Consider the following 21,088-nt stretch of genomic DNA (forward strand, 5'->3'; position numbering starts at 1 on the left):
GAAGTTGCGCGACGGGGCCGGAGCGAGGTGAGCGGCGACCGGCCGGTGGGGTACGCAGCAGATCCACGGTGGAGATTGGCGGGTCGACCGATTGGGTACATCACGCGCCGACCTACTGGGAACCCCCACCGGAGGACCGATATGCTCGCCATTCTCGCGGCCATCGTCTTTGGCTTCGCCCTGCTGATCGACCTGTTCGACACCAACTTCGGCGCGCCCGACCTGTTCAACTGGAACACCCTCGTACTCATCGGCCTCTTCCTGCTCGCGCTCTACCTGGGCGGCGTCGGCAGCGGGCCGCGCGGCGGTGGTGGCGGTCGCTGGTACCGGGGTCGTCGCCCCGGCCGTGGCTGACCGAGACCGATCAGCGGTGGCCCGGCCCGTAGCGCGATTCCGGCGTCTCGGGTCGGGCCCGGTACTGTCTTCGTGATGGAGTCCGACGCTCTCTTCTCCCTCGGTGCCCCCACCGGGTCGCGTGGCGCGCCCGAGGGTCCCGCCGGTGTAGACGGCTTCACTCCGGTAGCGGACGATTCGCCCCTGCCTGTCCGCATGCGACCCGCGAGCCTGGACGAGCTGATCGGGCAGGACCACCTGCTGGCCCCCGGCGCGCCGCTGCGGCAACTGGTCTCCGGCGGTGCGCCGATGTCGGTCATCCTCTGGGGTCCGCCCGGTAGTGGCAAGACGACCATCGCGCACCTGGTGGCCGGCGCGACCGACCGCCGTTTCGTCGCCATGTCGGCGCTGTCCGCCGGCGTCAAGGACGTCCGCGCGGTGATCGAGACGGCCCGTCGTCAGCGCCGTTCGGGCGGCCCGCAGACGGTGCTGTTCATCGACGAGGTGCACCGGTTCAGCAAGACCCAGCAGGATTCGCTGCTCGCCGCCGTCGAGGACCGGACGGTCACGCTCCTCGCGGCGACCACCGAGAACCCGTACTTCTCGGTCATCTCGCCATTGCTCTCGCGGTGCGTGCTGCTCACCCTGCAACCGCTCGACGACGACGCCGTACGCGGCCTGCTGCGCCGCGCGGTCGCCGACGGGCGCGGCCTGGGCGGCGCGCTCACCCTGGCCACCGATGCCGAGGACCATCTCGTCCGGCTCGCCGCCGGTGACGTCCGCAAGGCGTTGACCGCGCTGGAGGCGGCGGCGGCCTCCGCCACGGCCCTCGGCGCCGGGCGCATCGACCTGGCCACCGCCGAGCAGGCGGTCGACGTGGCGGCGGTGCGGTACGACCGCGACGGCGACGCCCACTACGACGTGATCAGCGCCTTCATCAAGAGCATGCGCGGCTCGGACGTCGACGCCGCCGTGCACTGGCTGGCCCGGATGCTGGTCGCCGGGGAGGACGCCCGGTTCATCGCCCGACGACTCGTCATCTTCGCGAGCGAGGACGTGGGCATGGCCGACCCCACCGCGCTGAGCGTGGCCACCGCCGCCGCGCACGCGGTGGAGTACGTCGGCCTGCCCGAGGTGCAGCTCAACCTGGCCCAGGCCGTGATCCACCTGGCCACCGCGCCGAAGTCGAACTCGGCCACCACCGCGATCGGCGCTGCCATCGCCGACGTACGGGCCGGGCGGGGCGGTCCGGTGCCCCGGGGTCTGCGTGACGCGCACTACGCCGGCGCCCGCGGGTTGGGCCACGGCACCGGATACCGCTACCCGCACGACGACCAGCGCGGCGTGGTCACCCAGCAGTACGTCCCCGACGACCTGGTGGGCGTCGACTACTACCAGCCCGGCCCACACGGGGCGGAACGGTCCGTGGCGACGCGGCTGCCGCTGCTGCGCCGGATCGTGCGCGGGCTGCCGGTCCCGCCGGCCCGCCCGGAAAGTCCGCCCGCGACGGCCGGACCGGCCGCCACGGCCGCGCCGGCCGCCGGGGATTCGGTAACGCCGCAGCCGGGGACGGCGCTTGCTGGTCGGAACGGCCGGGCGGTCACGGGTGTGGATGGTGCCGCTACGACGCAGGACGGCGGCACGAACGCCGCAGGAGAGGGTCAACAGTGAGATCGCGTGGTGCCGACCGCCCCGACGAGGGCCCGGACGAGCGGCGTGATCCCCGCGCCAAGGGCCGCCGCTGGGGTCGAGGCCGAGCCGAGGCCGAGCCGGAGGAGCCGGTAGCCGGCGAGGAGTTCGGCTGGATCGACGACTTGCGTTCGGCCAAGCAGCAACGGGGCGAGCTGGGCCCGGACGGGGTTCCGGTTGAGCCGGTGCCGCCGCGTGCCGGCGTGCCGACGCCCCCGGACGCGCCCCCGGCCCGCGCCGGCCGGACACCGAGGCCGCCGGGGCGCGCCGAGGTGTCGACGGACCCTGGCCCGGCGAGACGCCCCCGCCCGGTCGCCGCCCGGACGCCCGCCCGCCCGCCGACCGGGCGCCGGTTGAGCGCCCGCGTGAGCTTGGGCCGGCCGGCGTCTCCGGTCCGCCGTCGCCGCGCGGCAACCAGCCAGTTCCCGGCGTCGACCCGCGCGCCGCCGCGGGCCCGCGTACGCCGCCGTCCGTCCGTCCGGGCGGCGGTGACCCGGCCGACCCCGCCGGCCCCCGACCGAGGGGCGGCGCTCCGGCCGGCCCCGCGCGAGCGCGTCCGACCGTCGGGCCGTCCGGCCCGCCGCTGGGGGCACCGGCCGTGGGCGCTGCGACCGGCCCCCGTCCCGAGGTCCCCGCGCCCGCCGGCCGGGCGGAAGCCGCGCCGCCACTGCGCCGGCCCGACGCCGTACCGCCGGGCCGTCGACCCGCGCCCGAGCCGGGCGCGGGCGGCCGGCCGCTCAGCGGTGACGGCCCGCAGCCCGGACGTCGTACGCCCGAACCGGCGCGGCCCGCCGGTGGCGCTGCCCGCTTCGACGGACCCGTGACCGGTGTCGCCCCGCAGGTCGCCGACGGACTGCGACCCGACCCCGCGATCGCCGACGACCCGCGTACGGCCCGGCGTCGTCCCGGGCCGGTCGACCCGGGCGCGCCGGAGCCACCCCGCCCCGCCGGGGGTGGTCACCGTCGTGCCGCCGAACCGGACGAGCCGGCGGTTCCCCGCACGGGCAACGCCCCGCCGCTGCCCGACGCGTCGCCCAGCGGCGCTGTCCCCACCGGCGGCCCGGCCACCGACGGCACCGGTCGCCGTCGGGCGGTCCCCGACGAGCAGGACCGACGCGCGGCGACCGGCGGTGAGCCGCAGCCGGAACGCCGGGACCGTCCGGAGCGGCCGGCGGACTGGCTGCGTCAGGCCGGCCGGCTGCCGCACACCGACCCGGGCCTGCCGGTGGTCAACCGTCGAGGGGCCGGCGGGCAGCCTGCGGAGCGGCCCGCCGGCCGCCGTACCGGCCCACCGCCCGCCGGTGACCTGAACGACCGCTCCGGTGCTCCACTCGCCGTACCCGATCCGGCCGCGGAGCGGGCCACCGGCCGCCGGGCCGCCGGGCCGCCCGCCGACCCGGGCGCGGACGCTCCCACCGGCCGCCGGGCCGCCCGCGCCCCGGAAACCACCGGCGAGCACCCGAGCGGTCCCGTGCCGCAGCCGCCGGCCCCGGGGGAGCGCCCGGTCGGCCGTCGGAGTGCTCCGAGCACCGCCCCGGACCCGATCAACCGTCGTCGCCGCCCGTCGGCCGAGCCGGCTGCCGAGGGGCGGCCCGGCCCGGCGGGCGAGCGCGGTGACGACTCGTACGCCGGTCCGCCCGGCGGCGGACGACCCGGGCCCGGCGCGCCCGTGCGCGGCGTCCGCTCCGGCCCACCCGGTGGCCGGGCCCGGCTTGCGCCCGACGACGCGCCGGTCTCCGGCGCCGGCCGCCGTGGGACCGATGGTCCACCCCGGCCCGGCGTGGCCCGCCCCGACGGACCGGCGCGCGCGGCGGTGCCGCCGGGCGCCGGTCCCGACAGCCCGCCCGGTCCACGCGGGGACGGCCCGCTCCGGTCCCGCCCCGAGGGTCCGGGCCGCGCCGCGGTGCCGCGGAACGCCGATGGTTCCGCTCGCGCGGCGACGCCGCCGGGCGTCGGTCCGGACGCCGCGGCCCGCGCCGCTGTCCCACCCGGCGTCGATCCGCAGGGTGCGGCTCGTGCCGGGGTACGACCTGGCGTCGGTCCGGACGCGCCACCCCGACCTGGTACGGCCCGGCCCCGCCCGGATGGTCCGGCTCGCGCGGCGGTCCCGCCGGGCGTCGGTTCGGACGCCGCGCCCCGACCGGATGGCCCGGCGCGTGCCGCCGTCCGCCCCCGGGCGTCGCCCAGCCACCCGGTGGCGACGTTCGGACGGGCGTCGAGCAAGCCGGCCCCGGATCACCCGCGACCGCGCGTGCCGCCGCCCCACGTCCGGCGGACCGCGCCGCGGGCCGGGCGCTGCCGCCGCCCCGCGAGGGCGGCCGTCCCGAGCCCAGCGGTGTCGCCCCGGTGCCGCCGTCCGGTCGTACCGGCGAACCGGTCGCCCGTGCCGCGGTCGTGCCGCCGGGTGCGGCTGGCCCGGTGGACCGGCCACCGTCCGAACCGGTCGACGGGCCGGCGCTGCGCGCGGCCGGCGACGTCGCCGACGACGAGGACGCGGCCCCGGGCGCCCGCTCCGAGCAGCACCGGCAGTCGCGCGAACGACGCCGGCTGCGGGTCGCCGTCCTGGCGCTGGTCAGCATCGTGCTGCTCGGCGCGGTGCCCCTCTTCTTCGGCCTCCGCACCCTCAGCAGGGACCCGGTGTTCGACAACCTCGACCAGCTCAATGTGCCCTCATGGGCCGCGACGAAGACGGTCGACGACGTCAGCGGCAGCCGTTGGTGCCTGCTCGACTGTCGGCTGCGCGAGCGCACCGTCACCTCCGAGAAGTCGCCGGAGGAGACGGCGAAGGTCTACGAGGAGGCGCTGCGCGGCGATGGTTGGCGGCCGTGGAAGGTGGGCCGCTGCCCCGAGCAGGAGACCAAGGGCAGTTACACGTGCTGGCGTCAGGACGAGTTGACCCTCGACCTGTGGGTGCGCGCGCCGGCCTGCGTACCGCCGCCGGTCGACGGGGAGCCGGCGATCGTGCCGTCCCCCGAGCCGTCGGCCGCTGCGGGGGAGTGCGCCGGCTCGTTGGTGTCGGTGAAGGTGCGCAACGCGATCGACGACGAGCGGACCAGGCCGCAGCCCAGCACCGATCCGTCACTGACCGGGGAGGATCCGTTCCCGACGGTCAGCGGGGATCCGCTGGGCGATGTGACACCCTCACCGTCCTGAGCCGCTCTCCATCACGGACGGTAGGGTCTGGGGCTGGCGGACGCGCCGGCCGGCGACGGTTCGGTGGGTTCGGTGGGCACCACGGTTGTGCGTTCCGGGGACGTCGGGTCCGGCGGAAATCTGCTTGAGGAGGAGACGCGTGGGCGACATTCTGGCGGTCGCGGCGCTGATCGCGGCGAGCGCGTTCGCGGTGCTGGTGCTCATCCTGACGCTGCCGATCCTTCGGCTGCGGCACACGGTGGACGCCACCACCCGGATGATCAACGACCTCAACGACCGGACGGGACCGCTGCTCGGCGACGTCAACACCACGGTGAAGAACGTCAACGTGGCGCTGGAGCAGGTGCAGACCTCGCTCGACGGTGTGAACCTGCAGTTGGCGAAGGTCGACACGATGACCAGCCACGCCCAGAACGTCACCGCCAACGTCGCCAACCTGGCGACGGTGGTCTCCGCCGCGGCCGCGAACCCGCTGGTCAAGGTGGCCGCCTTCGGCTACAGCGTGCGCCGGGCCGCCGCCAGCCGCCGGCACGCCGAGACCGAGCGCGAGGTGCGCGACACCATCAAGCAGCAGCGGCGGGCCGCCCGGCGCGGCAACCGTTGACCGACCCGGCCACAGGAGGTAGCGCGACATGAAGCGGTTGTTCTGGCTCGGCATCGGCGTGGCCGTCGGCGTGGTGGTGGTCCGCAGGGCGACCCGGACCGCGCAGGCGTACACCCCGGCCGGCATCGCCAGCTCGTTGTCGGAATCCGCTGGCAGCCTGGTGGAGTCGGTGCGTAGCTTCGTGGAGGACGTGCGGGTCGGGATGGCCGAGCGCGAGCAGGAGATTCACCAGGCGTTCGTCCAGGGCGAGGCGTTCGACGACCAGTTCGCCGAGCTGCGGGAGTCCCCGCGGATCGGCGATAGAGAGATTTTTCCGGAGGAACACCAGCGATGAAGACGGCGGAGATCAAGCGGCGGTACCTCGCGCACTTCGAGGCGAACGGCCATGCCGTGGTGCCGTCCGCTCCGCTGCCCGCCATCAGCGATCCGAACCTGCTGTTCGTCAACGCCGGCATGGTGCAGTTCGTGCCCTACTTCCTGGGCCAGCAGACCCCGCCGTACCAGCGGGCGGTCAGCGTGCAGAAGTGCATCCGCACCCCGGACATCGACGAGGTCGGCAAGACCAGCCGGCACGGCACGTTCTTCCAGATGAACGGCAACTTCTCCTTCGGCGACTACTTCAAGGCCGGGGCGATTCCCCTGGCGTGGGAGTTGTCCACGAAGCCGATCGCCGAGGGTGGCTACGGGCTTGATCCGGAGCGGATCTGGCCGACCATCTACCTCGATGACGATGAGGCGTACGAGATCTGGCGGTCGGTGGGTGTGCCGGCGGAGCGGATCGTGCGGCGCGGCAAGGCGGACAACTTCTGGTCCATGGGCATCCCCGGACCGTGCGGTCCGTCGTCGGAGCTGTTCTACGACCGCGGCCCGGAGTACGGCGCCGAGGGTGGTCCGGCGGTCGACGAGGACCGGTACATGGAGTACTGGAACCTCGTGTTCATGCAGTTCGAGCGGGGACCGGGTACCAACAAGGAGGACTACCCGATCCTGGGTGACCTGCCGGCGCAGAACATCGACACCGGCATGGGCCTGGAGCGGATGGCCTCGATCCTGCAGGGCGTCGACAACCTGTACGAGATCGACGAGGTACGACCCATCCTCGCCCGGGCGGCCGAGCTGACCGGCAAGCGGTACGGCGCGCACTCCGGGCACGTGGCGAGCGAGTCGCACCCGGACGACGTCCGGCTGCGGGTGGTCGCGGATCACGTGCGCACCGCGCTGATGCTGATCGGCGACGGCGTGACGCCGAGCAACGAGGGCCGCGGGTACGTGCTGCGGCGGATCATGCGTCGGGCGATCCGGTCGATCCGCCTGCTGGGCTGGCAGGACCGGGCGCTGCCCGAACTGCTGCCCGTCGCGCGGGACTGCATGGCCCCCTCGTACCCGGAGCTGGCGACCGACTTCGACCGCATCGCGCAGTACGCGTACGCGGAGGAGGAGGCGTTCCTGTCGACCCTGCGCGCCGGCACGACGATCCTGGACACGGCGATCGCCGAGACCCGTACGGCGGGTGGCACGGCGCTGTCCGGGGCGAAGGCGTTCCAGCTGCACGACACGTACGGCTTCCCGATCGACCTGACCCTGGAGATCGCGGCCGAGCAGGGCCTGAAGGTCGACGACGAGGGCTTCCGCCGGCTGATGGCCGACCAGCGGACCCGGGCCAAGGCGGACGCGCAGGCGCGCAAGACCGGGCACACCGACGTGTCGGCGTACCGGTCGGTGCTCGACGAGGGCGGCCCGGTGACGTTCACCGGCTACAGCGAGGTGGCCCGCGAGTCGCGGGTGCGGGCGCTGCTGGGCTCGGACGGCCCGCGCGCGGCGGCGACCGAGGGTGAGCTGGTCGAGTTGGTGCTCGACACGACCCCGTTCTACGCCGAGGGCGGCGGCCAGCAGCCCGACCACGGCATCATCACGGTCGGCGACGGCCAGGTCGAGGTGCTCGACGTGCAGCAACCGGTGCCGGGCCTGATCGTGCACCGGGCCCGCGTCCTCCGGGGTGAGGTGCACCCCGGCGACACCGGCTACGCCGAGATCGACACCACCCGGCGGCGGGCGATCTCCCGGTCGCACACGGCCACCCACCTGGTGCACCAGACCATGCGCAACTTCCTTGGCGAGTCGGCCACCCAGGCGGGTTCGTTGAACGCGCCGGGCCGGCTGCGGTTCGACTTCAACACCCCGACGGGTGTGTCGCCGACCGTCCTGCGCGACGTGGAGCAGCAGGTCAACGAGGTGTTGCTGGCCGACCTGGAGGTGCACGCCTTCATCACGTCGCTGGACGAGGCGCGGCGGATCGGCGCGATGGCGCTCTTCGGCGAGAAGTACGGCGAGGAGGTGCGGGTCGTCGAGGTGGGCGACTACGCCCGGGAGCTGTGCGGCGGCACGCACGTGGCCCGCTCGGCGCAGCTCGGGCTCGTGAAGATCCTCTCCGAGTCGTCGATCGGCTCCGGCGTACGCCGGGTCGAGGCGCTGGTCGGCATGGACGCGTTCGGCTTCCTGGCCAAGGAGCACCTGCTGGTGTCCCGGCTGGCCGAGCTGTACCGGGTGCCCAACGACCAGGTCGCCGACCGGGTGGAGCAGACGGTCACCCAGCTCCGGGACGCGGAGAAGGAGCTGGAGAAGCTGCGCGCCCAGTTGGTGCTGGGTGGGGCGGGCGCGCTCGCCGCGCAGGCGAAGGACGTGCGCGGGGTGGCGTACGTGGGAACCGAGGCGCCCGAGGGCGCGGCCGGCAACGACGTACGGACCCTCGCCCAGGAGATTCGCGGCAAGATCGACCCGGCGCGGCCGGCGGTGGTCGCCGTGGCGGCCCGGTCGAACGGCAAGGCGTCGTTGGTGGTGGCGGTCAACGCGGCGGCCCGCAGCCGGGGCCTCACCGCGTCGGACCTGGTGAAGGCGGCGTTCTCCGGGCGCGGCGGGGGGAGCCCCGACCTGGCCCAGGGTGGCGGTCTGCCCGCGACCGAGGCACCGAACCTGCTGCTCACCGTCGAGAAGGCGATCACCGAGGCGTGATGGACGGTCAGTTTCGACCAGGGCGGACCGAATGGTCCGCCCTGGTTCGTCGACAGCACAGGGGTGACCCACGGTGAGCGACTTCACACGGGGAGTTCGCCTCGGTGTGGACGTCGGTCAGGTGCGCGTGGGGGTGTCCCGCTCGGATCCGCACGGGGTGCTGGCCACGCCGCTGGTGACCCTCGCCCGCGATCTCACCGCCGCGCCGGAGGCGGTGCCGAGCGACATTGCCCAGCTCGCGGCGTTGGTAGCCGAGCACGAGGCGGTCGAGGTGGTCGTCGGGCTTCCGATCAATCTGGCCGGCAAACATGGCCCGGCCGCGCTCAGCGTCACGGCGTACGCTGACCGGCTGGTCAATGTGATAGCGCCGGTCCCGGTAACGCTCACCGACGAGAGGATGTCGACCGTGGTCGCTTCTCGTAGGCTTGCCGAGCGTGGCGTTCGTGGCAAGCGTCAACGTGCGGTTGTCGACCAGGCGGCCGCGGTGGAGATCCTGCAGAGCTGGCTGGACGCGCAGCGGAGGCGGACGTAATGATCGACGATCTGGACCTTGGGTTCGACGAGCCGGAGCGGGGTGAGAAGGGACGGCACCGACGCGGCTTCCGCAACAAGCGCAAGGGAGGCTCCGGCGGCGGCCGGGGCAAGACCTTCCTGGCGCTGTTGATGGCCCTGGTCCTGTTGGGCACCATCGGTGGTGGCGCGTACTACGGGTTCGACCGGATCCAGAACTACTTCGTCACGCCCGACTACGACGGTGCCGGCTCGGGCGAGGTGCTGGTCGACGTCAAGGCCGGTGACAGCGCGACCGATGTCGGCGCCACGTTGTACGAGGCCGGTGTGGTCAAGAGCGTCAAGGCCTTCATCGAGGCGGCGGACGGAAACTCGCGTAGCAAGAACCTCCAGGTGGGTCGCTACAAGGTCAAGAAGGAGATGAAGGCGTCCGAGGCCCTGCTCCTGCTGCTCGATCCGAAGAGCCGGGTGGTGAACGGGGTGACCATCCCGGAGGGGATGATCACCTTGGCGATCTATGACGAGCTGGCCAAGGCGACGAAGATTCCGGTCGCCGAGTTCAAGGCCGCCGCGAAGGACCCGGTCAAGCTGGGGGTGCCGGCCTTCTGGTTCAACCGGGGAGACGGCAAGAAGGGGCCGAAGAGCCTGGAGGGCTTCTTGTTCCCGGCGACGTACGAGCTTCCGCCGAAGGCGACGGCCGCGGAGATCCTGTCGCTGATGGTGGACAAGTTCCTCGAGGTGACCGAGCAGATCAAGTTCGTCGACACCGTCCAGGAGAAGCGGGGCATCTCCCCGTACGAAGCCTTGATCGCCGCCTCCATCGCGCAGGCCGAGTCGGTCAACCACGTCGACTTCCCGAAGGTATCCCGGGTGATCTACAACCGGGTGTACACGGACAAGTACCACTGCAAGTGCCTGGAGATCGACAGTGCGATCAACTACTGGTTGCGGTTGCAGGGCAAGGACCCGAAGGACTCCGACGTCCTGAAGGCCAGCGAACTCAACGATCCGAAGAACCCGTACCGCACCCATGGCGCCAACGGCCTGACCATCACGCCGATCAGCAACCCGGGCGAGGACGCGCTCAAGGGCGCGATGGACCCGCCGGTGGGCGACTGGATCTACTTCATGACCGTCGACAAGAAGGGCACGATGGGCTACGGCTCCAACGACGCCGACTTCCGGAACCTGCAGCGACAGATGTGCCGCAACGGCGTGCTCAGCGGCGAGAACTGTTAGTGAGGGCCGCCGTGGTCGGTGCGCCGATCGCGCACTCCCTCTCTCCGGTGATCCACAACGCCGGGTACGCCGCCGCCGGGCTGACCGGGTGGTCGTACACCCGGATCGAGTGCGGGGCGGCGGAGCTGCCGGATCTGGTCGCCGGCCTGGGCCCGGAGTGGGCCGGACTGTCGGTGACCATGCCGGGTAAGGAGGCGGCGCTCGCCGTGGCCGACGCCGCGTCGCCGGTAGCCGTCGCCGTCGGCGCGGCGAACACGTTGGTACGCCGTGCGGACGGCACGTGGTACGCGGACAACACGGACGTCGGTGGCATGGTGGACGTGCTCACCGAGGCCGGGGTGGTGGCCGGCGCGGCGGTGACCGTGCTCGGCGCGGGGGGTACGGCCCGCGCCGCCCTCGCCGCCGCCGCGCGGTTGGCCTGTTCGTCGGTCATCGTGGTGGCCCGTCGGGCCGAGGCGGTGGACGAGTTGCGACCGGTGGCGGCGGCGTTGGGTGTCGCCCTGACCGCCGGCCGTTGGGCCGATGCGCAACGGCACGTCTCGGCCGCCGACGTGGTCGTGTCCACCGTGCCGAAGGGGGTCGCCGATCCGCTGGCCGGCGGTGCGACCTGGCGGCCCGGCGCGGTGTTCTTCGACGCGCTCTACGACCCGTGGCCGACGCCGATGGCGGCGTCCGCCCGCGCGGCCGGCCTGCGGGTGGTGTCCGGACTGGACCTGCTGCTGGCGCAGGCGGTGGGTCAGTTCGAGCAGTTCACTGGCGTGACCGCGCCATTTACGGCGATGCGGGAAGCTCTGGTGGCGGCCCGCCGCTGACAATTGTGGCGGATCAGTGGCGCAATCGCTGGAATTCCGTCGGCCGTGCCGCGATTCGAATTCAGACAGACTTCGGGCGCTGTTCAGGTAGGCGAATGATTGATGCCGGTGGCCCTCGAAAATCGACCTGAGTCCATCCTAGCGGCCGGTGCTCTGGCGCGCTGCCCCGTTGCGGCATCGTGGCGGATTCTCTTCGTCGGTGGTCGGCATTGATGGCGCGTCATCCCTGGTAGAGGTGCGTGTGCAACTCAATGGAGAACCCGCTGGGGATCACCTGCAATCGCGGTGACGGTGACCGATCTGCCCTAGCTGCGACGTATGGGCGTCACTTTATAGACGATTAATCGGGTAGCCGAACTGCTTATCAGGCAACGCAAAGTAATGATTGACGTGCGGCAAGTATCTCTCCTACGGTTCGATCACTGTCGTTTTCGGACTTGGAGGTCCGTAGGTGAGTCATGCCTTTTTCCGAGGTGGAACACGTGCCACTCGACGATTGGCGGTCGCCGCTTCGCTGGCCCTGGTGGCCGGTACGCTGCCGACCCTGACCGGGCCGGCGGTCGCGGCCCCGGTCGCCGCACCAGCGCCGGCGTCAGGTCCCGACACCAGTTGCGCCGACCAGCAGCCCGACGAGGCCGCCGCGGTGGACGCCGCTCGCCGGTGTGCCAAGCGGGTGGAGAACCTCGCCGCCCGCAGCGAGACGCAGGATGTCTTCGTCAACCCCGACGGCACGTCGACCGCCCAGGTCTATGCCGGCCCGATCCGGATGCGGGACGCGGGGGGTCAGCTCGTCCCGATCGACCTCACCATGCGTGCGGAGGCGGATGGTTCGGTCGCACCGGTCGCCCACCCCAACGGTCTCAAGCTTTCCGGCGCGGTGGGCGCGGGCGAGCACGACCTGCTGAGCGTCGGAGTCGGCGCGCACCGGGCCGCGATCGGTTGGACCGGCGCGCTGCCGAAGCCGGTGCTGGCCGCCAACCGCGCGACGTACCCGGAGGTCCGGCCGGGTGTCGACCTCGTGGTCGAGGCCAGCCGTACCGGCGTGCGGCAGTACCTGCTGGTCAAGAACCGGGCCGCCGCCGCCCAGGTGGCGTCGGTGCGGCTGCCGGTACGGGCGAAGGGCCTGGTGACCACCGGCGACGGCGCCGGCGGTCTGCGCTTCGCCGATGACAAGGGCCGCATCGTGGCCACCTCGGCCACCCCGGAGATGTGGGACTCGTCCGTCGACCCGGCCAGCGGCGGCCCGAAGCGGCTGGTCAAGATCGCCGCCAAGCAGACCGCGCGGGCCGGCGCGATGGACCTGGCGCTCACCCCCGACCAGGCGTTCCTCGCGGACCCCGCGACGGTCTACCCGGTGATCGTGGATCCGTCGATCAATCCGGTATCGCCCACCTTCGCGACCTACGTGAAGTCCGACGACACCGTGACCCGCTCGGGTGCGAACGACATCCAGATCGGCAAGGCCTCCGGGGCCAACCCCGGAGTCGCCCGAGGGTTCGTCCACTGGGGCACGAGCGCGCTGCGCGGCAAGCAGATCACCTCGGCCACCGTCTACTTCTGGAACTGGTACTCCACGACCTGCTCCGCGAAGTCCTGGCAGATCTGGTCCACCGGCGCGGCCAGCTCCGGCACGCTCTGGACGAACCAGCCGGCGTGGAACTACCAGGAGGCCTCCTCCACCGCCACCAAGGGTCTGAACAGCACCTGTGACGACGGCTGGGTGAGCATCACCGGCACCAGCTTCTTCCAGCGGGCCGCCACGGCCAACCAGGCCACCGCCTACATGGGGATCCGGGCCACCAGCGAGACCGATCCGGACAGCTGGAAGCAGTTCCGCTCCGACGACGCGGACATCCAGAGCGAGGTTCCGTACGCGGTCGTGAACTACAACAGCTACCCCAACGCGTTGGACCCGACGAAGCTGCAGCCGGGCGACGCGAGCGAGACCGAGACGCGGACGCCGACCATGAAGGGTGTCTTCAGCGACCCGGACGGCGGCAGCGGCCGGGTCGACTTCGAGATCTACGACCGCAGCGGGTCGACGCTGGAGGTCTCCGGTTCCGGCGGCAGCGTCACGAACGGCAGCGAGTCGAGCTGGACGGTGCCGTCCGGTGAACTCGTCGCCAACACCACGTACAAGTGGCGGGCTCGCGGCCACGACGGCAGCGTCGCCGGGCCGTGGTCGAGCTGGCGGTTCATGACCACCTCGGACGGCTCGCCCACCGGTGAGCAGGGCCGGTTCTCCTTCCAGGACCAGGACCTGACCGACCGGTTGCAGCTCAAGGTGAACGTCGCCAACGGCAACCTGCTGCTCAAGGGTACCGACTTCAACATCCGTGGCACCGGCACCGACCTGGTGCTGGACCGCTACTACAACTCCCGGTCGACGGCCACGTCGACGCTTGGTAAGGGCTGGGTGCTCGGCACCGGGCAGGACGTGAAGGTGACGTTCTCCAAGACCGACCACGCCACCGCCGACATCACGTACCAGGCGCCCACGGGCTTCACCGCACGGTTCGTCAACGACGGCACCAACTCCTGGCGGACCCCGCCGAGCCTGGACGCCAAATTGACCCGTAACACCAGCACCGGGGAACTGCGGCTGAAGTTCGACAAGAGCGAGGGCAGCTTCTACTTCGCCGACGCGACCGGCCGGCTGCTGCGCACCCAGGACAAGAACAACAACAAGATCACCTTTGGGTACGACGGCTCGGGGAACGTCACCACCGTCACCGACACCCAGAGCCGGGTGGTGACCCTGTCGTACACCTCGGGTCGGTTGACCTCGATGACCGACTCGACCGGACGCCGGGTGAGCTACACCTACAACTCGGACCAGAACCTGAACACGGTGACCGACACCGCCAACGGCGTCACGGTCTACGAGTACACCGGCGATCGACTTACAAAGATCATCACGCCCGAGGGTCGGGTCACCAACCTCGGCTACGAGCCCGACACCTCCCGGATGCTCGACTACTTCGAGTTGACCAACCCGGGCGGCACGCCGGCCGAGGCGCGGTGGCTGCTCACCTACTCCACCGGCAAGACGGAGGTGACCGACCCCAACGGGTACGCCACCGCCTCGACCACCGATGGCATCACCACCCACACCTACGAGACCCGCGACCGGGTCACCGAGGTGAAGGACGCCCTCGGCCACAAGCGGGCCAAGAAGTACAACGCCAACGACAACGTCGAGACCACCACCGACTCGCTGACCAACACCACCACCTTCGGGTACGACGCCAACACCAACAACATGACGTCGGTCGGCATCGCCACCGGGGCGAAGTCCACGATGTCCTACAACGACACCTCGCACCCGAACTCGGTGAGCGGGTCGACGGATCCCCAGGGCAACACCAACGCCTACTCCTACGACGCCGCGGGCAACAAGACCGGCACCGAGAGCTCGCAGTATCCGGGGCAGAAGATCGACGAGGCGGAGCACAACTCGAACGGCACGGTCAAGTGGCGCGAGGACGGCAAGGACGTCCGCACCAACTACACCTACGACGCCAAGGGCAATCTGACCCTGGTGGACAACCCGGGCCCGCTGGGGGACATCACCATCCTGCCGGACGCGCTGTCGCGCATGCTCGAACACACCGACGGCAAGGGTCAGAAGACCCAGTACGTCTACGACCAGCTGGACCGGGTCGACAAGATCACCTTTAAGGGCGCCGTCGTCGTCGACTACACCTACGACAAGGACGGCAACCTCACCCAGGTGGCCGATCCGACCGGTGCCACGACGTTCGGCTACGACAGGTTCGGCCGACCCAGCAGCAAGTCCGTGCCCGGGGCGACGCCGATCGGGTACGAGTACGACCGTAACGGGAACATGACGAAGTACACCGACGGCGGCGGCTCGGTCACCTATGGCTACAACGCCGTGAACCTGGTGACGTCGCTGCTGGAGCCGGGTGCGTCCACCGCGGTGACCTTCACCTACGACGAGAACAACCGGCGGCGGTTCATGTACCTGCCGACGTCACCGCGGATCACCGTGGAGATGAAGTACGACAAGTCCGGCCGGCAAACCTCGATCACGGCGACCAACGACAGCACGTCGGCGAAGCTGTCCTCCTTCACCTACGACTACAGCAAGACGGTCAACGGGGTCACGACCGACACCGCCCAGCGGCAGAAGGTCACCGACCTGTCGGGAACGACGACGTACACCTACGACAAGCTGAACCGTCTGACGGGTGCGTCGGGTGCGCTGTCGCGCAGCTACGACTACGACGAGAACTTCAACCGCACCTCCAAGACGGAGAGCGGCACCACCACGTCGTACAGCTACAACGACGCCCACCAGTTGACGTCTGCGGCCTCGACGACGTACTCGTACGACGCCAACGGCAACACCACCGGCTCGTCGTCGGGCTGGGCGTTCTCCTACAACACGGTGAACAACCAGACCACCTCGATCACCAAGCCGGGCGGGACGGCGTTGACTCCGCTCACCTACGGCGGCGCGGACCAGACCGAGCGGCGGGGCGCGGGCTCGACCACGTACGTCAGCTCGGCCCTGGGCGTCGCCTCGGCGAAGGCCCCGGCGGGCTCCGGTGGCACGGTGACCGCGAACTCGACGGACCCCGCGCCGGGGACCACCGACTACTACACCCGGGACAACACCGGTTCGCTGATCGGTTTGCGGGCCAACGGGGTGCGGTACTACTACCTCGTCGACGGCCTCGGCTCGGTGGTGGGTCTGGTGAACGGAAGCGCTGCGAAGGTCAACTCCTACAGCTACGACCCGTACGGCATCCAGCTGTCGGCGTCGCAGCAGGTGTCGAACCCCTGGCGGTACGCGTCCGGTCACCTCGACGGCGCGACCGGTCTGACCAAGTTCGGTGCCCGCTACTACGACCCGGGTCTGGGTCGGTTCACCCAGCGGGACCCGTCCGGTAAGGACCTGGCGTACAGCTACGCGTCCTGCAACCCGGCCAACAACACCGACCCCACCGGACTTGCGACCGACGCGGAGGCCAACGACGCCTTCGCATTGATCGGCGGGGCCATCGCGGGTGTAGCGATCGGTGGGTTTGCGTCAACCCTCGGCGCGCCGGTGCTAGCCGCGTGGGCCATCGGAGGGTGTGCTGCTGGCGCAGTCGGTACGCTCATCTCCCAAAAGGGCGAGTCAACATGGAGTGGCGTCGCGCTGAACTGCTTCGCGGGTGCCGTAGGCGGGCTGATCGGCGGGGTTTTCTCCAAAGGCGCGAGAGCTCTCTTCTGATGATCCCTTCCGCCGGAGGTCTTGATGTCGGTCCTGGTGCTCCTCGCCATAGGTGCCCTCAGCGTCCTGGTGCTGATTGCCGCGCTCGGGTACGGCTCGCTCGGTTGGCCCATCGTGGCGGTCATGGCCCTGTTGGCTGTGGTCGTGGTCGTCCAGGTGTGGCGGAGAGTCCGCTCCGGTGTGTTGCGGCCGCAGGGAAGTGGCGGGCAGTATCTGCTGCTGGGCGGCTTGGTTACGGCCGTGTGGCTGGTGGGAGCGGTCTTGTACCTCACCTCCGACCTCTCGGTGCCGCTCTACGCACTGGCGTTGCTCCTCGTCCCGTGCGTGACCTTCCTGATCGCGGGGCTACGGCAACGCCGTAGTTGACGATCGGGACCTCCAGCCGCCGTTGCCCGGCTGACACGATTTGGTGACGCCCAGGAGCGGGGTGGGTGGGGCTCGAGATCGGAGTCCCACCCACCTGCCCGGCGGACCGCCCCGGTGTCTTTCTTAGCTCACGGTTAAGACGCGCTTACGGAAAACTGTCCTACCGACGGTGTGCCCTGGTCATCGATACGCTGCTCACGGTTATCGCACCAGACACAGGGAGTTCTCCTTGACCAGGCACGGACTACACCGCATCACCCGGTTCCGCAACGGCCCCCGGCGCAAGGCGATCGCCATCGGCGTCGTCGGCGGCTCGGTGGTGGCCGGCATCGTGGCGACCATGATGCCCCTGTTGGCCAGCGACGACCTGTCGATCCGCGCGGTGGCGGACACCACCGCGACGATCGTCTCGCAGGACGGTGACAACTCCACCAAGGGGACCCTGGCGACCTGCCCGGCGCGCTGCGACGGAAACCCGCGCGGTGGCCGGGAGGCGGTCGTCGAGTTCGCGGTGACCACGCTTCCCGCCGCCGCCGTCAACGTCCGGGCGACCCTGCGCATGAACACCTGGCAGCAGTTCGCCGCCACGGTGACCGCGCACGCCTCGTCGGTGAGCGCCCGCGAGGCGCGACCGGCCCCGGCGAAGGCGGGAACCGTGTTGGACTCGGTGACCGGTGTGGCCAAGGGCGTCAACGAGTGGGACGTCTCCAAGCTGGTCACCGGAAACGGCACCTGGACGGTGTCGCTGGCCCAGACCGGCCTGGAGACCCGCGTCTACTGGGCGTCGGTCGAGAACCGCAACGCCGACCTGCGGCCCAGCCTGGTGATCAGCTACGACCTGGGTAGCGGGCCGACGTCGGCGCCGACCACCCGACCCGCGCCGACGCCCACGGTCGCGCCGACCACCGCCGCGCCCCGGCCCACGCCGACGGTCGCGCCGACCCGTACGCCGACCCCGACCCAGAGCCCCACCCTCCCGTCCGGCAAGTGCGGCCAGGTGTCCGACACGCTGGTGCCCTCCTGCGGCGCCTGGTGGGGGATGTACTCACCCGCCAACGCCGGCAGCGGCTGGGACCACGGCAAGGCGATCACCGACGTGGAGGCCCAGGTCGGGCGCAAGTTCGACATCGTGCACCGCTACCACGACTTCTCCAACGCCGGCAGCAACGGCGCGTTCCCGGACGACTACGAGCAGGACCAGATGCGCCAGGGCCGGCTGATGTTCTTCGCCTGGGAGTCGCGCGACTTCTCCGCCGGTACGACGCTGAAGTGGTCCGACATCTACAGCGGCCGACAGGACGCCACCATCGACGCGGTCGCCGGTCGCATCCGGGCCGCCAAGGTGCCGGTGTTCATGGGCTTCGACCACGAGCCGGAGGACGAGCCGGGCAAGGGTAGCGACGCCGACTTCGTCCGCGCCTGGAAGTACGTGTACGAGCGGTTCGCCAAGGCGGGCGCGGACAACGCCGTCTGGGTGTGGACGATGATGGGCTGGTCCGGGCACTACTCGCGGTACGCCGGTCTCTACCCCGGCGACCGGTACGTCGACTGGGTCGCCTACGACCCGTACAACTTCCACGTCTGCAACGGCAGCACCGTGTGGAAGAGCCCGAGCACGACGATCGGCGGCTTCTACGACTGGCTCGACGAGAACGGCATCGGCGCGGGCAAGCCCCGGATGCTCGCCGAGTTCGGCACGAACTTCGACGCCAAGGACCCGGGCGCGAAGCAGCGCTGGTTCCAGGAGTTCCCGGCGGCCCTGAAGGCGCACCCGAAGATCAAGGCCGCCATCTACTTCAATTCGCCGGGCATGACGACCCGCACGGCGACCTGTGACATGACGATGAACCACGACGCCTCCGCCGTGGCCGGGTTCAGCCAGGCCGGCAAGGACGCGTACCTGCGGCAGCCCACCGGAGGGAGCCGCTGAAACGTGTGACCACACTGTGAACACAGCCGCCGTTCATCGGAGATTCACCAGCTGATCTTCCGGCGTTCTGTCGGCTAGCAGATTCACGCACCGCCCAATCGGCGGATGCGCCTACCAGGCTGGGCGAGGCACGCTACCTCGGGTTCTCATCCATCTTGGAGGCGTAGCGTGCCCACACTCTCGCACTCATGGCGTTTGTCAGGACGACGTCGTACCCGGGCGGGGGTGGTCGCGCTGGCGGTCCTCGCCGCGGTGCTCAGCGCCCCCACGGCCTCCTCGGCGGCGGTGGTGCCGGTCCCCGGGACCGCGACCCTGGTGTCCGCGAATCCCACCGACCTCACCCCGCACGCCCGCGACGGTGAGACCCGCGCCTTCGCGCAGGTCGGCAACACCGTGTTCGTCGGCGGCAGCTTCACCCAGCTTCGGCAGACCGCCACGTCCGCGTGGATCACCCAGCGTTACCTCTTCGCGTACGACCGCACCACGGGCGCGATGTCCACCAGCTTCCTGCCGGTGCTCGACGGCGCGGTCAACACGCTGCTGGCGGGGCCCGGCGGCACGCTGATCGTCGGCGGCGCCTTCAAGAACGTCAACGGGGTCTCCCGCAAGAACCTGGTCGCGTTGAACCCGAGCACCGGCGAGATCATCGACAGTTGGGTGGGCCGCTCCGACGGCGGCACCGTCCGGGATCTGGCGCTGTCGGGCAACTGGCTCTACGTGGCCGGCGCGTTCAACTGGCTCAACGGCACCGCACACGCCGGTCTCGGCCGGCTGAACGCGACCACCGGGGCGATCGACCCGACCTTCTCCGTCGACGCCACCGTCGGACGGCACGGCACCACCTCGTACGTCTGGACCATCGACGTCACTCCGGACGGCAACACCCTGGCCGTCGGCGGCAACTTCACACTCCTCAACGATCTGCCGCGTAACCAGATCGCGCTCGTCGACGTGTCCGGCACTCCGGCGGTGCTGGACTGGAGCAGCGAGAAGTACGTCGCGCCGTGCGCCGCCCCGACGACCTTCGTGCACTACGTGCAGGACATCAAGTTCGGCGAGGACGGCACCTGGTTCGTGGTCGGCAGCAACGGCGGCACCGGCTGGCCGAGCGCGTACTGCGACGCGCTGGTCCGGTTCGAGACCGCAGCCCGGGGCACCGGCCAGCTGGGCACCTGGGTCGACTTCACCGGCAACGACACCATCACCTCGGTCGAGGTGGCCGACAACGTCATCTACCTGGGCGGGCACTTCCGCTGGTTGAACAACCCGAACGCCAGCGACAACGCCGGCCCCGGCGCGATCGACCGGCTCGGTATCGGCGCGGTCACCCCGGCCACGGGTCTGCCGGTGAACTGGAACCCGCGGCGCAGCGGCAGCGCCTCGATGCCGTCCGGCACCACCGCCTGGGGTTCGGCGGTGCCGGTGCTCTGGCGCGGCTCGGACGGTCTCTACTTCGGCCACAACTCGGACGGCATGGGCGAGGAGTACCACGGGCGGCTCGGCATGTTCCCGCTCGCCGGCGGTCGCACCTTCACGGCGAAGAACCCGCCGAGTGGCAGCAGTGGCAACCTCTACCTGGGCACCGGCGCGGGTGAGGTGTCGAAGGTGCCGTTCGACGGCGTGACGCTGGGTACCGCCACCACCGTCAGTCAGCCGGCCTACACCGCGTCCGGCGCCACCTGGCGGGTCGACGACCGGATCTACTGGTCGCACACGGTGGCGGGTACGCCCACCGGCAGCCGGATCGACGTCTCGCTGTTCAACGGCGGCGCGATCGGTTCGTCGTGGGAGGCGTCCGGCTACAACGACTGGTTCAACCCGGCGAACCTCACCGGCGCCTTCTACCTCGACGGCCGGCTCTACTACACCCGTACCGGCGCCAACAGCCTCTACTACCGCTACTTCGAGATCGACGGCAGCTACCTCGGCGCGACCGAGTTTGCGCTGCCGACGAGTGGTGTCACCTGGTCGGGCGTGCGTGGCATGGCCTGGGTGGACGGTCGGATCGTCTACGGTGCCACAGACGGCGGGTTGCGCAGCGTCCCGTTCGACCCGACGGCCGCGCCGACCGCGGTGGTCAACGGCACGGCGACGACGCTCATCGCCGCAGCGACGCCGGAGTTGTCGTGGTCTGTCCCCTCAATGTTCTTCTCCGTGCAGTGATGGTCGACCGTTCGTAACGGAGGATCGGTAGATTG

The 21,088-nt window shown here is 70.9% G+C and carries 14 protein-coding genes; all 14 read left to right on the forward strand.

The features are described from left to right. Positions 1-141: 141 nt before the first annotated feature. The 14 genes from ACQP03_RS12825 to ACQP03_RS12890 all read left to right on the forward strand — a co-directional run bounded on the left by ACQP03_RS12825 (position 142) and on the right by ACQP03_RS12890 (position 21,053). Entirely contained in the window at positions 142-354 is a 213-nt protein-coding gene (locus ACQP03_RS12825; protein WP_357133491.1) for a hypothetical protein, read from the forward strand. A 75-nt stretch (positions 355-429) separates the two neighbouring features. After that, on the forward strand, positions 430-2,004 hold the full coding sequence (locus ACQP03_RS12830) for a replication-associated recombination protein A (RefSeq protein WP_357133489.1): 1,575 nt from the start codon (positions 430-432) through the stop codon (positions 2,002-2,004). After that, positions 2,001-2,846 (forward strand): hypothetical protein, encoded by an 846-nt coding sequence (locus ACQP03_RS12835; protein ID WP_433460919.1) that lies wholly within the window; start codon positions 2,001-2,003, stop codon positions 2,844-2,846. Before ACQP03_RS12830 ends, ACQP03_RS12835 begins: the two co-directional genes overlap by 4 nt. Before the next feature lie 1,633 nt (positions 2,847-4,479). Further along, positions 4,480-5,175 carry a hypothetical protein gene (locus ACQP03_RS12840; protein WP_357133527.1) on the forward strand — a complete coding sequence of 232 codons (696 nt, stop codon included), beginning with the start codon at positions 4,480-4,482 and terminating at the stop codon, positions 5,173-5,175. 139 nt (positions 5,176-5,314) lie between these two features. Continuing rightward, positions 5,315-5,779 (forward strand): DUF948 domain-containing protein, encoded by a 465-nt coding sequence (locus ACQP03_RS12845; protein WP_355053620.1) that lies wholly within the window; start codon positions 5,315-5,317, stop codon positions 5,777-5,779. 28 nt (positions 5,780-5,807) lie between these two features. Then, positions 5,808-6,113: a hypothetical protein gene (locus ACQP03_RS12850; protein WP_355053621.1), complete on the forward strand. Its 306-nt coding sequence runs from the start codon at positions 5,808-5,810 to the stop codon at positions 6,111-6,113. Beyond that, positions 6,110-8,788, forward strand: coding sequence for an alanine--tRNA ligase (alaS, locus tag ACQP03_RS12855; RefSeq protein ID WP_357133486.1), 2,679 nt, complete (start codon positions 6,110-6,112; stop codon positions 8,786-8,788). Before ACQP03_RS12850 ends, alaS begins: the two co-directional genes overlap by 4 nt. 73 nt (positions 8,789-8,861) lie before the next feature. Then, positions 8,862-9,320 (forward strand): Holliday junction resolvase RuvX, encoded by a 459-nt coding sequence (ruvX, locus tag ACQP03_RS12860; RefSeq protein WP_357175751.1) that lies wholly within the window; start codon positions 8,862-8,864, stop codon positions 9,318-9,320. After that, positions 9,320-10,537, forward strand: a complete 1,218-nt coding sequence (gene mltG, locus ACQP03_RS12865; protein ID WP_357133482.1) for an endolytic transglycosylase MltG — start codon at positions 9,320-9,322, stop codon at positions 10,535-10,537. The genes ruvX and mltG overlap by 1 nt, the downstream gene beginning before the upstream one ends. Beyond that, complete coding sequence (locus ACQP03_RS12870; protein ID WP_357133480.1) at positions 10,537-11,349, forward strand: shikimate dehydrogenase; 813 nt, start codon at positions 10,537-10,539, stop codon at positions 11,347-11,349. Before mltG ends, ACQP03_RS12870 begins: the two co-directional genes overlap by 1 nt. A gap of 496 nt (positions 11,350-11,845) precedes the next feature. Further along, positions 11,846-16,594 (forward strand): RHS repeat-associated core domain-containing protein, encoded by a 4,749-nt coding sequence (locus tag ACQP03_RS12875; protein WP_357175748.1) that lies wholly within the window; start codon positions 11,846-11,848, stop codon positions 16,592-16,594. 24 nt (positions 16,595-16,618) lie between these two features. Continuing rightward, complete coding sequence (locus ACQP03_RS12880; protein WP_357133476.1) at positions 16,619-16,960, forward strand: hypothetical protein; 342 nt, start codon at positions 16,619-16,621, stop codon at positions 16,958-16,960. A gap of 229 nt (positions 16,961-17,189) precedes the next feature. Next, positions 17,190-18,890: a glycosyl hydrolase gene (locus ACQP03_RS12885; protein WP_357133474.1), complete on the forward strand. Its 1,701-nt coding sequence runs from the start codon at positions 17,190-17,192 to the stop codon at positions 18,888-18,890. 225 nt (positions 18,891-19,115) lie between these two features. Continuing rightward, on the forward strand, positions 19,116-21,053 hold the full coding sequence (locus ACQP03_RS12890) for a hypothetical protein (RefSeq protein ID WP_433460920.1): 1,938 nt from the start codon (positions 19,116-19,118) through the stop codon (positions 21,051-21,053). Positions 21,054-21,088: the final 35 nt, after the last annotated feature.

Source organism: Micromonospora sp. CA-248212 (assembly GCF_050948405.1).
In the GTDB taxonomy this organism is placed as follows: Bacteria; Actinomycetota; Actinomycetes; order Mycobacteriales; family Micromonosporaceae; genus Micromonospora.

Excerpts from the sequence above, each read along its gene's own strand:
- ACQP03_RS12850 (WP_355053621.1), top strand. The coding sequence starts at position 5,808 with ATGAAGCGGTTGTTCTGGCTCGGCATCGGCGTGGCCGTCGGCGTGGTG.
- mltG (WP_357133482.1), top strand. The coding sequence starts at position 9,320 with ATGATCGACGATCTGGACCTTGGGTTCGACGAGCCGGAGCGGGGTGAG.
- ACQP03_RS12880 (WP_357133476.1), top strand. The coding sequence starts at position 16,619 with ATGTCGGTCCTGGTGCTCCTCGCCATAGGTGCCCTCAGCGTCCTGGTG.
- ACQP03_RS12825 (WP_357133491.1), top strand. The coding sequence starts at position 142 with ATGCTCGCCATTCTCGCGGCCATCGTCTTTGGCTTCGCCCTGCTGATC.
- ACQP03_RS12830 (WP_357133489.1), top strand. The coding sequence starts at position 430 with ATGGAGTCCGACGCTCTCTTCTCCCTCGGTGCCCCCACCGGGTCGCGT.
- alaS (WP_357133486.1), top strand. The coding sequence starts at position 6,110 with ATGAAGACGGCGGAGATCAAGCGGCGGTACCTCGCGCACTTCGAGGCG.